We start from the raw sequence: 14,517 nt of genomic DNA, 5'->3' as shown, positions 1-14,517 counted from the left end.
TTCAAGCTAAGTAGTACATCGAATATAATTTAGTTGATAGAACGTTCATAATTTAAAGTTTTATAATATTTATATAAATGATCATAAATAATTAATTCGTACATCCTTTGTTTAGAAGTATATTGGCGGTTAAGCATCATATGAATATGACTACTTAAAAAATCATCTAATTCAATTTCTAGTTTGTTTTTTATCGTTAAAATGGTTTTACTGTTTTGATTTAGATTTTCATTTATTATTTTGTAAACTTCTGGATAATCTTTTATAGCTTTTCCACATAAAAAATAATGTATTTCTTTAGATGATTCTCTAAAATGGTTATCAATTTCTTTTTTAAAAGCTTTATCGGTATTAAAAGCTTTTTTAAATGAAGTTTGTAGATTATTCATTAGCTTTAATTTGTGAATATTGTCTAATGAAAAGGCATTTAAAAAACTATCAATCAAAATAAAACTAAAAAGAAATTCCATTTCATTATTTTTAAAACTTCGTTTTAGAAATAAATAATTAAGCATCATTTCACTATTGTTAAAGAATAAGGTTTCAGACTCTTCCATCGTTTTATTACCATACCTTTCTAATTCTCTTTGGTAAGTATCTGTTTGAACTTTCCAAATTATATTTTGGTGAAGAAGGGAATTTAAAATAGGCAATAATTTTGAAATAACAATAAATATATTTTCAGGATTGTCACAATAAAAACGAATTCGAATGTGCTGATCAGGATCATTATATCTTATAAAAAACCATTTCTGAATACTATTATTCCTTTTTAATTCCTCAATAATAGGTTGTAATTTTTCGACTAAAATTAAGTCTGCAGTTTTAGTTCCAGTATAAATTTTATAATAAAGCCATTTACTTCCTATGAAAAAATTCCTTTCCATATTCTATATTTGTTTTTTGTAAAATGACATTATGATTTGATTTGAGAAGTAATCTCCATTTTTATTTTTAACAATTGATTCTTCTGTAAATAAAAATTCTTCTAAAATAATGTTACTGAATTTATGTACTGATTTTAAAAATACGCGCACTCCAATTTCTTGTTCAAAATCGAGTAAAAGAGTATTGTCAAAATGAACCCAGTTGGCAAACCGAGGAATGTTTTTCTTTATTCTCCATTCAGTAAATAGTACAAATAGAGAAGAGGCATCGATAAGATAAAAAGGTTCTATTTCATTTTTTGTTAGATGCCATTTTGCTTTCGAAAGTATAATATCTTTGTATATAACTCTTGGAAAATATTGATATTGAGTTTCTAAAACTCCCCAAGAAAAGTTATAAATTGGTTTTAAATTTTGTGATTGTAAATCAGCTAAAAAATGATAAATAGGCAATGATTTGTGAGCGTAATTATGCGCATTAGACAAACAAGGAATAACCTCTTTTTTGAGTTTTTTCGAACGTAAAACAATTGTATTGTTTTTTATAGAAATCATTAAATCATCCAAACCAATTTGAAAATCTTTATCTACTCCGGAATTTGATAAATAAGTAATTTCATAATCTCTTAGCGCAGGTCTTTTTAATATGTTTCCGGTTCTGGATTCTGGAATATGAACTATTTCTGCAAGAATTTTATCGGAATAATATTCATTTTCTTTTTCGATAATTTCATTAGTTAAACCGTGAATTAATGTATTTCCATTGCAAAAACGGCCAAGCAGTTTTGCTGCGCTTATATTGCCTGATGGCTCAATTGAAATAATTTCTTTTTCATCTTTTTTTATGCATTCTATTATAACTGAAAAAGTCGAAGGAGTATTTTTCCAGTTAGCATCAAATTCAGGAAAATCTTCATCAAAAAACGACAATACAGTTTCGCCATTTAAGATCGCTTCTTTCAGTTTATATTCTAAAATAAAATCAAATTCCGTCCTCGGTTTGCTTTCTTTCAAAGATTTATTGTTAAAAGAAAATTTATCCAAGAGTTCGTGTGTATCATTCATTTCCTGATTTTGTACATAGCCAATCCCTGTTTCTGTATCGAGAACGGTGGTTAGCGGCATTTCTTCAAATTCATATCTTTTATTAAAAGCCTTAATAAAACGAACCTGATTATCAAGTTTATTGGGTTTTTGAATGCCATTTAAAAAACGAATAGCCTGAAGCACTTTTTTAGATATAACATTATTTAATTCATTTTCAGTTGTAAATGTGTACAAATCGGTTTGAAAAAGATACTTATCATGATACTTAACTTCTAATTTATTAATCTCTTTTAGAATTAGTTGCTGTTTTTTTAGAGAAGGAGTAAGGTTAGAATCTAAGTCTGAAAGCTGTTCTTTTATTTTTTGTAAAAGTGCAGATGTTGAACTTAAACCTGGAATTTGATTTAGAATAGTAAAAACTCTTTCCCATTCATTTTTTTCGGTTACGGTAGCATCGAGTTCACTTACTAAAAACTGAAAATCAATAAGGTGAGTTATATATTCTAAAGCATCATCTAATTCTGAATCGTCATCAGCCAACATAACGGACATTTCATAAATAGTTAATCCTGATTTACTTTTCGTTAAAATCAAATTCAATAAATCAGACTTTCTAATTGCTGATAAATTATGCTCTCTTTTTGTTTCTACATATTTATATTCAACATATCTATAAAAATCACCCAAAGCGTAAATTGAATTATTTGGAAAATATTTAAGATAAGGAATAACCTCTTTTTTGTTTGCAAAATCTTGTAACAAAGCGACCCAAAATTGCATATCAAATTGAGTATGTCGAGAATACATTTCCGGATCTTCAAGTACAATATGAGTTTGAGAAGTTATTTTGCCCACACCACAACCACTAAATAAGCCAAAAGGAGTGCAACGTGCGGACATTCGGGCTAAATATTTAAGGAAGCTGAGTTCTAAGTTGTGTTTCTTTTTATCAGATATTTTTATCGGATCCAATTTCCATTTATCTAAAGCAGCAAGTAATTCCGGAGAAGCTAAGCTAATAGCTTCCCGAACGTATTTATTTTGCAATTGATGCAACAATTTTTCTTCAGAATAATTGTCTGTCAGATCGCTATAGAATGTTATTGGAAATAAAGGTGTTCTTAAAATATATTGCGAAAAAGGTTCAATTTTATAATTGACCATTACTTTTTAAGTTTAATTACTTTCTCTGCGAGTTGCATAGCATTATATACATTTAAAACTTTTCCTGATTTAGATAATTCAGAGAATGCAATTTTTTTATCGGTCGTTCCTGGAATAATAACTTCCATATTATATGATGTCCCTGAATCCAAAATAATTTGTTTAACCTCTTTTACGGTAAGTTTAGGGTAATAAGACCAGATTAGTGCAGCGGTTCCTACAACCATTGGAGCCGAAAAAGAAGTGCCGGATTCTGTTTTGTATATATTACCCGCACCTGTGGTGTAAATTTCATCCCCAGGAGCAAATAAATCTACGTTTTGTTTACCGTAATTAGAAAAATCAGACACAAATGTTTTATCTAATTTTTGAGTTGTAGATCCCACATTAATGAAGTTGTCAAATATTTCTTTAGAATCATCATAATTGAGGTCATTAGGAAAACTTTTGTTTTCATCTACATTTTGGCTGCTATTTCCGGCACTATGTACAAGAAGAACATTGTGGTCTTCAGCATATTTAAACGCATCTGATACCCAATCTTTATGCATTGAGAACTCTTTTCCAAAAGACATATTAATTATTTTCGCTCCATTATCAACAGCATATCGTATTGCCATGGCAATATCCTTGTCATTTTCATCACCCGAAGGAGAAATATTCAAAGGCATAATTTTTACATTCTCTGTAATACCTTTTATCCCTTTATTATTATTTCTGTTTGCGCTAATAATACCAGATACCATTGTATTATGATCTTGAATGGTTCTAATACCTTTTACGGTATTACAAACTTTATTATTGCCGTATCCTGTTTCAAGAACGCTTGGGTTATCACCTATCGAAAGTCGCTCATTGTAATTTACATTCAAATTTTTATTAACAACAGAATCAAGCTGAGTTTCTCTGTCTTTTACCTCATCATAAGTTTTTTCATCAACTTCAAGACAAACCATCATATAATATATAAGTGCGCCAAGATCTTTATCATTGTCATCCCGCATCTGACGATATTTTTTATCATTAATCTTGTATTTTTTATACATACTGTCTAATTGTTTATATGTATAATTTTCTTTTGGGAAAAAATATTTTAAAGTGTCTTTTACTACAGGATAAATTGAAACAGCGTGTCTCAATGATTTCAGCCAATTGGTGTAGTATTTATTTTTTTGTTCGAATGTTTTTAATGCTCTTTGATATTCTTTGTATTTATATAAATCTTTAGGATCTATTTGAGACTCATTTTTGTCTTTAAATAATTTGCCCCATTCTTGTACGATACGAACATACTCATATTGGTTCCATACCACATAGGCACCGCTTTTTGTTCCGGTAAAACTCCAGCCGTTACAATCATCTATATAGCCATTATGGTCATCATCGATACCATTATCAGGAATCTCTTTTAGATTTTTCCAGATTATTCCTTGTAAATCTTCATGATTTAAATCAATTTGCGTGTCAATTACGGCAACAATAATATTTTTATTTTTTGCTTTCTTTTTGTTTTGAAAATACCACTTGTCTAAAGAAATACCAGGCACATTATCTTGGTGGAAATCCTTTTGATACCATGCATCATTAGCTTCTGTTACAGGAGATGATTCCAAAACGGTATTTGGTTGATTGGCGGACTTACATCCTATAAAAATGATAATTAGAAAAGAGAAAAGATAAAATGTTTTCATTTTAGGAATTATATTTAATTACCCCTATAAAAGATTAATTTATGCTATATCTTTTATAGAGGTGTTTAATTTTTTTAAATGCTTATTAGCATTGTGCGGTAGAACCCCCAGCTTTATGATTCGTATCAACTGGGTCATCACCTCCAACTATCATACGCATGTTCTTTAATTTTGCTACTTCAAATTTTTCCAGATTAAATTTTTCGCTTGGCTGTTTTTTTTTGTTTTTCATAGTTTTTTTTAAATTTATTTGTTTAATATGAAACGCAAATTTATATCCTCTTTCAATTATTCAATCAAAACACTTGGTTTTACTTGTCGGAATTCGGGAATTCCGATCTTTTAGACAGTGTAAAACATTGATTTTATTTATTTTCTAGTTTTTCTAGTTCTTTGATAAAATAGGAAGGTTTAATACCTGTTTTTTTGAAAAATACTGTCGAAAATGATTCAGCATTATTAAACCCAAATTCACTAGCAAGAGCGTGAATAGTATATTTTCGAAGTTTTGGATTCTTTTTTAGGACCTCAATACCATGTTCAATTCGTAAATCATTAATGTACTGAATAAATGTTTTGTCTTTATATGTATTTATAATTTTTGAAATGTACTTACTATTTGTTTTAAATGTAGCAGAAAGTGTTTGTATACTTATATTGGCCTGGAGATATTCTTTTTTATATTCGAAACGATCTAGTTTTTCTAAAATTTGTTTGACCAATTCGTCAGCAATACCAATTTCTGTTTTACTAACGTTTTCAATTTCAACTTCATTTTGTGTATTATTTATTGAAATCTTATTTGATATCTCTTTTTGATTTATAAGTTTTTCGAATCTGAATCTGTATTTGTTTTTTTGTTTCTGTTGATAAATTCCAAAACAGCCAATAGAAATAGAAACTAATAAAAGAGTAGATATACCCCAATATGATTTTTGTTTATCATTTTTCAAGGATCGTATAAGCTCTTCTTTTTCTAAAAACAAGTGTGGAGTATCATATTCTTCTCTGACTATTGCATTAAATTCTTTATAATTTTTCTCAAGAATGCTATCAATTTCCATATATACAGTTATATATTTTAGCTGATTTTCTTTATCTCCTTTGTTTTTGTAAAAATTAATTAAATAAGGATAACCTTCAATAAATTCAGTACTAATTTCTTTGTTTTTTTTATAAATTGAATCTACTTTGATAAAGTTTTTTGAAGCTGTTTCTTTATCTCCCAAACCATCGTATGTTTTTCCTAAATAATAGTATGAGGCCAGTATGTTACCGGTATCATTACTAGTAATTATTTCTGGTAATGCTTTATTTATGCTATCTTTTGCAGCTTTGTAGTTCTTTTTTAGCAATTGATTGGCGCCTTCGTTAAGAATAAAAAGATATTGATATTTTGTATTTTTTGTACTTTTTGATTCATTATAACCTAATTTATTATAATAAGCAGTTGAGTCTGTATTTTTAAGTGATTTATAGCAATCAGCAATGCCAAAGATTATATCCTGATAATAATAAGAGTATTGAGAAGATCTTACGTCTTTTGTTTTATAAAAATTATAGCATTTTTTATACAAAGCCAAAGCTTCATTATATTCTCCTAAATCTTCTGATTTTGTAGTACCAATAAAGTTTAAAACATTATAATAGAAATCCGTATTAGTTTTAAGTGCAACTTTTTCAGCTAAATTATAATTAGCCATTGCCTCTTTAAATTTAAATTGTCTTTTAAGCAAATCGGCCTTTTCACAATAGGCAGAAGCCGGAAAATATTTATCATTAGTGTTTAATGAATATTTTATTACACTGTCTAAATATGCAATAGCCTTATTAGGATTTTTATCGTAATACAAAAGTGCAAATTGATAATTTGCTTTTGCTTTTCTGATAGTTATATTTTCTTTATTAGCTTTAGTTAGATATGCTCTCGCACATTGTAATTGTAATTCCTGATTGTTCGGATTTGCAAAATACAAATCATGTAATTCATCATAAGAAAATTGGGAGAGATTCTTTTTTTGAGATTGTGCTAATAATGAAAATGAAGTTAGGAGTAAAAAAAGAATTTTATTCCATTGTAAATAGGTCATTGATATTCGGCTTTTAGCAAAAATACAGTAAAAGCAATAAACTTTTAATTTAAAACAGCGATTTTTCTTATAAAAAATCAACTAATTGTTTTTCAGTTGTTTATCTTCTTTAAAATCCCAAGATTCAGGAAAACCAAGTCTGAATTCAGGAATCCCGATAGCAATATTTTGTTATACTTAGTTTACTAGTCTAGTTTTGGTTTCAGAAAATCAAAAATAAAAAGGGAATAAATTTTAATATTTAGAATGATAAGAATAATACTTGCTGCTGCCCTGTTTTATAGCTCTTCATTGTTTGCGCAAATAACAGTAAAAGGAAAAGTAATCGATACTAAAAATAATCCTGTAGAACTTGTTGAGATTTTGCTGATAGATAAAGATTCGATTGCAATAAAAAGTGAAATGACTACTAGTAATGGCGATTTTACATTAGTTGCAGAAGCGGGTGACTACCTTTTACAAATAAAACAGATGGGAAATATTTTATGGGAACAAAAAATAAATGTCATTAAAAACATGGATTTGGGTTTTATTAAAATAGTCACAAAAGAAGAAAAACTAACCGAAGTAGTAATAAAGACTCAAAAAAAGATAATAGTTCGAAAGGTAGATCGATTGGTTTTTAATGTAGAGAACTCTATTTCTGCAATAGGAGGTGATGCAATTGATGCTTTAAAAGTAACCCCAGGAATAAAAGTGCAAAACAATTCGATAAAAATGATTGGTAAAAGTGCTATGTCTGTAATGATTAATGATAGAGTAATACAGCTTTCAGGAGATGATTTAATTAATTATTTAAAATCAATTCCTTCAGATAATATTAAAAGTATCGAAGTTATTTCTACACCACCCGCAAAGTATGATGCAGAAGGTAATAGTGGGATATTAAACATTCAATTAAAAAAAGTTCAAATAAATAGATGGAATGCGTCTTTACGTAGCTCATATGCTCAACAAACCTATCCGGCCGGTAGTTTTGGAAGTAACTTTTCGTATAACAAAAATAAGTTAAGCATATTATTTGATGCAAGTTATAGAAAAGGAAGTGCACGAGATAATGAAAATTTAACTTTCTATTATCCAGAAGAACTGTGGAATTCTATTAATAATAATAAACCATCTTATACTTTTTTAAATTCTTCTCTGAATTTGAATTATAAGCTTACTAAAAAAACTGATATAGGTTTACAAGTTTTAGGAGGCTCTGGAAAATTATCTAAAAAGAACTCCAATAAAGCAACAATAAAGAATGCTATTTCAGATGATTATATGTATGAAATTAATACAAATGGTAATGATATTAAGCATAATAACAACACATCAATAAATATTAATTCAACAACGATTATTGACACGTTAGGGAAAAAATTCTCTATAGATTTAGATTACTTTACTTTTAAAGAAGATAAGGACAAACGATTTAATTCATACAATAACAATATTTTACAGAATCCTTCTTTTGTTGGAAATAATATTAGTAATCAGGATATTAGTAATTATTCAGCAAAAATTGATTTTGAATTGCCTTATGAATTTGCAGATTTATCATTTGGGAGTAAAATTAGTTTTATAAATAATTATAGTGATGCATCATTTTATGATTTAACATCTGGAGATGCAGTTTTGGATGCTTCACAAAGTAATATATTTAATTACAAAGAGAATACTCAGGCTTTATATTTTTCCGCTGGTAAAAAGATGGGCAAAAAATGGGAATCAAAATTTGGACTTCGGATGGAAACTACACAGACTAATGGAAATGCTGAAATGCAAAATCAGGTTAATAAAAATAGTTACACGAAATTTTTCCCAAGTGCTTATGTATCCTATCAATTTGATGATAAAAATGTGTTTAATTTAAGTTATAGCAGAAGAGTAGGAAGGCCTTCGTATTGGGAAATGAACCCGTTTCGATGGTACGATAATTCAAATCAGTATGCTGAAGGAAATCCATTTCTACAGCCCTCTTTTACAAATAATTTTCAGATTTCTCATTCTTATAATAATTACTTAAATAGCAGTATATATATATCAAAAATACAGAATGGCTTTGGTCAGTTGGCAACTTTTGAAGAGATTGACGGAAATAAAATTCAAAAATTTATTAGACTTAACTATTTTGATCAGAACGATATAGGTTTAGATGAATCGATAACTTATAATCTTTTTAGCTGGTGGAGCTGTTTTGCAAATTTAACCGTGTACTATAGTGAAACCAACTCAAAATCAAATTATGTTCAGCCTAAATTTTCAGGCTCGGGTGCTAATTTTTTAACTACCAATACAATAACCTTAAATAAGGACAAAACAATTTTTGCAGAGGTAAGCTATATGTATTATTATCCTACTATGTCTGGAATATATACAATTAGTGATTATTCTTCTTTAGATTTTGGATTTAAAATACTGTCACTTAACAAGAAGCTACAAATTTCAGCCAACGCGTATGATGTTTTTAGAAGCAATAAACCTCAATATGCATCCGTAACCGACGGTGTTAAACAACTTTCTAAAAATTATTATGATGAGAGATATTTTAGAATAGCTGTAAAATATAGTTTTGGAAATAATAATATCTCTGTAAATAGTCGTGATCTAGGAAATCAAGACGAGAAAAGCAGAGCCGGAAAATAATAATAGTTGATTTAATTCTCTAAGTATTTTTTCAGTGGCCAATGAAAAGAGAAAAGAAGTTTAAATATCCTCGCTTGCAAGCAAATTAATTAACCTATTTAAGAGAAAAGTTCTTTTAAATTATCTAACAATTGAAAAACATTAATAAAATGAAAAATTCAAATTTAAAAAATAAACTTTCAGGTTTAAAAAACACTACATCTTTCGAAATTATTGAACTAAACGATTCTTTGAGAAAAGTTGTTGGTGGTGCAGTTCCTCCAAGTAATGGATCAGCTTGTAATGGATCAGGTTGTAATCCAAGAGTAACTTCTTAATTATAATTGGGGGATAGGTGAAAGCCTATCCCCTAAAATTAAAATCTAAATTATCATGAAATATAAATTATCCTATTATACTATTATTACAGATCCTATTCCTAATACAGATATCTGTGTTATTTATGGAACGAAAACTTCAAAAGCTTACAATCTCGACAAAAAAATTATTGACCTTTTAAAAGAAGAGGCCTTTGATAAAATTCCTTTAGATATAGTTAATAATTTAATTATCGCTGAAATTATTGTACCTAAAAATTTAAACGAATTAAGCGAGTTTTGTGAGAAGGCAAAATTAGATTCTACAGCAGAAGATGGTTATTTACATGTTACCGTAATGAGCTCTGCAAATTGCCAATTAGGTTGCTCTTATTGTGGGCAAGTTCATTCTAAGAAAAAATTAGAAGATGATACTGTCGATTTAATAGAAAAGAGATTAACTCATTTATTTAGTAAAAAAACTTTTTCGGAATTTCGTATAAGCTGGTTTGGAGGTGAACCACTTATGGCGCTAAATAAAATGAGAGTCGTAAATAATTTTGCCAAAAAGATTGCAGCAAGTAACAATGCGATTTACAGATCTCATATAGTTACAAACGGACTCTCGCTTAAAAGTAATGTTTATGAAGAATTAGCAAATGATTTTAATTGTACTTCTATGGAAATTACTCTCGATGGTGTAAAAGAGTTTCATGATACCAGAAGAGATACAAAAACAAAAGAAGATACATTTGATTTAATATTTAATAATATTCTGGCAATTACAAGTTTAAAAGATTATCCAATTAATGGATGTTTTATTAAAATACGATGCAACGTAGATGACACCAACAAAGATGGTGTAATTCCGTTAATAGAATTACTGGCAGAAAATAATTTGCAAAACAAAGTTGTTTTCTACACAGCTCCTGTTTACAGCTGGGGGAATGATGCACATTTAACTAATAACAAAGAAGAATATGCAGTTAATGAAATCGATTATTTATTAAAACTTCACGAGGTAGGATTCGAAATTCAATCTATACCACAAACAAGAGATATTGTATGCTCTGCAGTTACTCCAAATTATGAATTAATAGATCCTAATGGAAAGATTTTTAATTGTACCGAAATTCCTCTTGTACCAATGTATGGCAAAGAATACGAAATAGGTGATTTAAAAAATAGTTTTTCTGAGATTAAAGAATACGATGACAGACCTTATACTAAATGGTACGATGAAATTCAGGATAAGGATAATGGTTATTGGTGTACCACTTGTAAAATTTTGCCATTGTGCGGAGGGAGATGTCCTAAGTCGTGGAAAGATGGAGTGCCTCCATGTCCTAGTATGAAATTAAATATTGAAGACAGGCTAATGCTTGCCAATTTTTTAATTCAGGAAGATAATAATACTTTAGAAACAGTATAAAATGACCACAAACGACATCTCTTTAGCATTATCAAATATTTTAGAAACTGATTATTATATCGATAATCAGTTTAGTAGTATAAATTTTGATGATTTGTTTACTTCTTTTGTTTTTGATCAATTTGAATTGACAGAAAGGATGGATATTCAATTAATATGGAGTTATTATGCAAAAGCCTTAAATGAATGCAAACAAAACAGATTGTCAAAGGCTGACTTTTACTATAAAAAAGGCCTTGATACGTTAAATTATTCTGATTTAAGCGAAAGAGCTAAATTATATTTGAACGTATATATATACCCAAATTTAGCTTTTAGAATTTATAAGGATAATGATAATAAAAAAGCTTTAGATTTTTTGCTTTTGGCTATTGAAAATATTGAAATCATTGAAAAAGAATATCCTGATATTTATGCCGCTAAGATTCAGCAGATTCATAATATAATTAGAATATTTCAAAAAAGTAATCAAACAGAACAGTATAATAATTTGAATGTTGATATAATAACACATATTCTTTTAAAAACAGAACCGGTAAAAAAATCTTACAATTTGAGAAAGGTGATATTAGATCAAACTAAAATTGAATATAAGGAAGAAATGCTGGTGCAGATTTTTTCGGAATTTTTATTAAACCAAATTATAACTAATTCAGAGTTGTTTGATTTTAATGCATTCTGTAATTCTTTAAATCAGGTAGATGCCAACAGCGAACATAAATACATTAAAGATTGGTTAGCTTTAGTTTGCTTGATGGACAAAAATTCTTTAAATATTGTCCCTCTTCTAAAAACTGTTGTTGCAAAGGATTATAAATTTATCTTTTTTAAAATTTATATTTTACAAACACTTTTAAACAAGAGCTTTCTATATCTAAAAACGGAAGAATCAATACAAAATGTAAAGTTACTATTAAACTCTTTTATAGATTTAATTCAGGATAAAAATCTAGTAGAGAAGATTCAAAAAGTTAATAAAATAGAGTTTAAATGATTTTTACTCCTCAAAAAGATCAAATGGATTGCGGTCCTGCCTGCTTGACCATGGTGGCAGGTATTTACAAAAAAAAATACCCTTTACAGTATTTAAGGGATAACTCTTTTATTACCCGTGAAGGAGTTTCTTTGTTGGGAATTGGAGAGGCTGCAACCAAAATAGGGTTTGAAACTCTTACAGCCAAATTGTCTATTGAGAAACTCGATGAAATGCCTTTGCCTTGCATTCTTCATTGGAATCAAAATCATTTTGTGGTTTTGGAAAAAATAAAAACCAATAGATTTACAGGAAAAAAATCTTACAAAATTGCTGATCCAGGTCATGGTCTTATAGTATTAAATGAAGAAAAATTTGCAAAACCCTGGCTATCTGATGAAGATAGTGGTATTGCTTTGCTTCTTGAACCAACAGAGGAATTCTATAAATTAGATCCCCCAAAAGAAGAAAAATTAGATATTAAATATATTTTAAATTACTTAAAACCATACAAAAAGCAAGTAATCTGGCTTTTCGTAATGCTGTTTTTAGGTAGTGCCTTAACTTTAGTTTTTCCTTTTCTAACTCAAAGTCTTATTGATAATGGTGTAAGCAAGAAAAACTTAAATCTGATATCACTTATTTTATTAGCTCAACTTGGTTTATTTTTTGGATCCATAACGATCGAAATAATTCGTAATTGGTTAATGCTTTATATAGGAACAAAAATAAGTATTAACATTATATCTGATTTTTTAAAGAAATTATTGCAATTACCAATAAAGTTTTTTGATACTAAAATGACCGGCGACTTTAATCAGCGCATACAGGATAATGAACGTATTGAGAATTTTTTGACCTCTCAAAGTTTAGTTACTTTTTTTTCAATGATCACATTTTTAGTGTTTTTTGGAGTTTTATGGTATTATGACGCTGTAATTTTAACGGTTTATTTAGTGCTAACAATAATTTCTATTAGCTGGTCATTCTATTGGCTCAAAAAGAGAAAAATTCTGGATTATTTTCATTTTCAGCAACGAAGTCAAAATCAGGAATCTATTTTGGAAATCATCAATGGAGTAACTGAAATGAAATTAAATCAGTTTGAAGATTTCAAACGAAAAGAATGGGAAGAAATTCAAAGGAAATTATTTAAAATAAATATCAGAATTTTAAAATTAAACCAATTTCAGTTGTCAGGCTTTGAGTTTTTAAATCAATTTAAAAATATTTTGGTCACTTTTTTAGCTGCGTCTTTTGTTATAAAAGGGCAAATGACTTTAGGACAACTTTTAAGTGTATCTTACATTGTTGGGCAAATGAATAGCCCAATAAATCAACTCGTTAGTTTTTTTCGATCTTTTCAGGATGCACGTTTAAGTTTAGAAAGATTAAATGAAGTACAAAATCATCCTAAAGAGGAGGGAGATGATAATTTACTAAAAATAAATAATAATAATCCAGTTAGATCCGGAATTAGAGGAATAAATTTAAGTTTTCAGTACGAGGGGCCTAAATCCCCATATGTACTAAAAGATATTGATTTTGTCATTCCTGAAGGTCAAATTACAGCTATTGTCGGCGCAAGCGGAAGTGGAAAAACTACTTTATTAAAATTATTATTGAAATTTTACGAACCAACAAAAGGAGGATTATCATTTAATTCAGAAAATGTTAGGGATATTTCTGCTAAAAGCTTGCGCGAAAATAGTGGTGTTGTCATGCAGGATGGATTTATTTTTTCAGATACTATTGAAAGAAATATTGCAACGGGTGAAGAAAATATTGATAAAGAAAAAATGAAAAAGGCAGTTGAAATTGCTAATATTGAAAATTTTATTGAAGGATTGCCGCTTGGATATAATACTAAAATAGGTGCTTCGGGAAATGGAATTTCCGGTGGTCAAAAACAGCGTATTTTAATTGCTCGGGCAATTTATAAAAATCCTCAATATATTTTCTTTGATGAGGCAACATCTGCACTTGATGCGGAAAATGAAAAAATTATACATGATAATTTGCAAGAATTTTTTAAAGGAAAAACGGTCATTATTATTGCACATCGTTTAAGTACCGTAAAGAATGCCGATAATATTATAGTATTAAAAAATGGTGAAATCGTAGAGCAGGGAAATCATTCGAAATTGGTTTATAATAAGGCTGCTTACTTTAATTTAGTTAAGAATCAATTGGAATTAGGGAATTAAAATTATCAGTAAGTTATTATATATAGAATATACTTGACCGTTTCGGATTTGACTTTAGGTTCCTGCTCTTTTATTATGAATTAGTCTAACTTAACA

General features: G+C 28.5%; 10 protein-coding genes. 5 read left to right on the top strand and 5 right to left on the bottom strand.

The genetic code is table 11. From position 1 onward, the window contains the following. Positions 1–29: 29 nt before the first annotated feature. The 5 genes from IHE43_RS21435 to IHE43_RS21415 all read right to left on the bottom strand — a co-directional run bounded on the left by IHE43_RS21435 (position 30) and on the right by IHE43_RS21415 (position 6,879). Positions 30–887, bottom strand: a complete 858-nt coding sequence (locus IHE43_RS21435) for a thiopeptide-type bacteriocin biosynthesis protein (RefSeq protein ID WP_192185780.1) — start codon at positions 885–887, stop codon at positions 30–32. A gap of 3 nt (positions 888–890) precedes the next feature. After that, positions 891–3,098: a lantibiotic dehydratase family protein gene (locus IHE43_RS21430; protein ID WP_192185779.1), complete on the bottom strand. Its 2,208-nt coding sequence runs from the start codon at positions 3,096–3,098 to the stop codon at positions 891–893. Further along, the gene (locus tag IHE43_RS21425) at positions 3,098–4,789 is read right to left on the bottom strand and encodes a S8 family peptidase (protein WP_192185778.1); all 1,692 of its coding nucleotides are present in this window, start codon (positions 4,787–4,789) and stop codon (positions 3,098–3,100) included. The genes IHE43_RS21430 and IHE43_RS21425 overlap by 1 nt, the downstream gene beginning before the upstream one ends. A gap of 85 nt (positions 4,790–4,874) precedes the next feature. Beyond that, a complete protein-coding gene (locus IHE43_RS21420; RefSeq protein WP_192185777.1) occupies positions 4,875–5,021 on the bottom strand; it encodes a hypothetical protein in 147 nt (48 codons plus the stop codon). A gap of 133 nt (positions 5,022–5,154) precedes the next feature. Next, positions 5,155–6,879, bottom strand: coding sequence for an AraC family transcriptional regulator (locus tag IHE43_RS21415; protein WP_192185776.1), 1,725 nt, complete (start codon positions 6,877–6,879; stop codon positions 5,155–5,157). A gap of 246 nt (positions 6,880–7,125) precedes the next feature. Here IHE43_RS21415 and IHE43_RS21410 point away from each other — a divergent pair, with 246 nt between their 5' ends. The 5 genes from IHE43_RS21410 to IHE43_RS21390 all read left to right on the top strand — a co-directional run bounded on the left by IHE43_RS21410 (position 7,126) and on the right by IHE43_RS21390 (position 14,421). Beyond that, on the top strand, positions 7,126–9,513 hold the full coding sequence (locus IHE43_RS21410; RefSeq protein WP_192185775.1) for a TonB-dependent receptor: 2,388 nt from the start codon (positions 7,126–7,128) through the stop codon (positions 9,511–9,513). A 149-nt stretch (positions 9,514–9,662) separates the two neighbouring features. Continuing rightward, positions 9,663–9,830 carry a hypothetical protein gene (locus tag IHE43_RS21405; protein ID WP_192185774.1) on the top strand — a complete coding sequence of 56 codons (168 nt, stop codon included), beginning with the start codon at positions 9,663–9,665 and terminating at the stop codon, positions 9,828–9,830. Between the two features lie 55 nt (positions 9,831–9,885). Then, complete coding sequence (locus IHE43_RS21400; protein WP_192185773.1) at positions 9,886–11,241, top strand: radical SAM/SPASM domain-containing protein; 1,356 nt, start codon at positions 9,886–9,888, stop codon at positions 11,239–11,241. 1 nt (position 11,242) lies between these two features. Beyond that, positions 11,243–12,235, top strand: a complete 993-nt coding sequence (locus tag IHE43_RS21395; protein WP_192185772.1) for a hypothetical protein — start codon at positions 11,243–11,245, stop codon at positions 12,233–12,235. Then, positions 12,232–14,421, top strand: coding sequence for a peptidase domain-containing ABC transporter (locus tag IHE43_RS21390; RefSeq protein ID WP_192185771.1), 2,190 nt, complete (start codon positions 12,232–12,234; stop codon positions 14,419–14,421). The genes IHE43_RS21395 and IHE43_RS21390 overlap by 4 nt, the downstream gene beginning before the upstream one ends. Positions 14,422–14,517 lie beyond the last annotated feature (96 nt).

The organism is Flavobacterium sp. MDT1-60 (genome assembly GCF_014844035.1).
Lineage (GTDB): Bacteria > Bacteroidota > Bacteroidia > Flavobacteriales > Flavobacteriaceae > Flavobacterium.
This window is presented reverse-complemented; position numbering and strand designations above follow the sequence as displayed.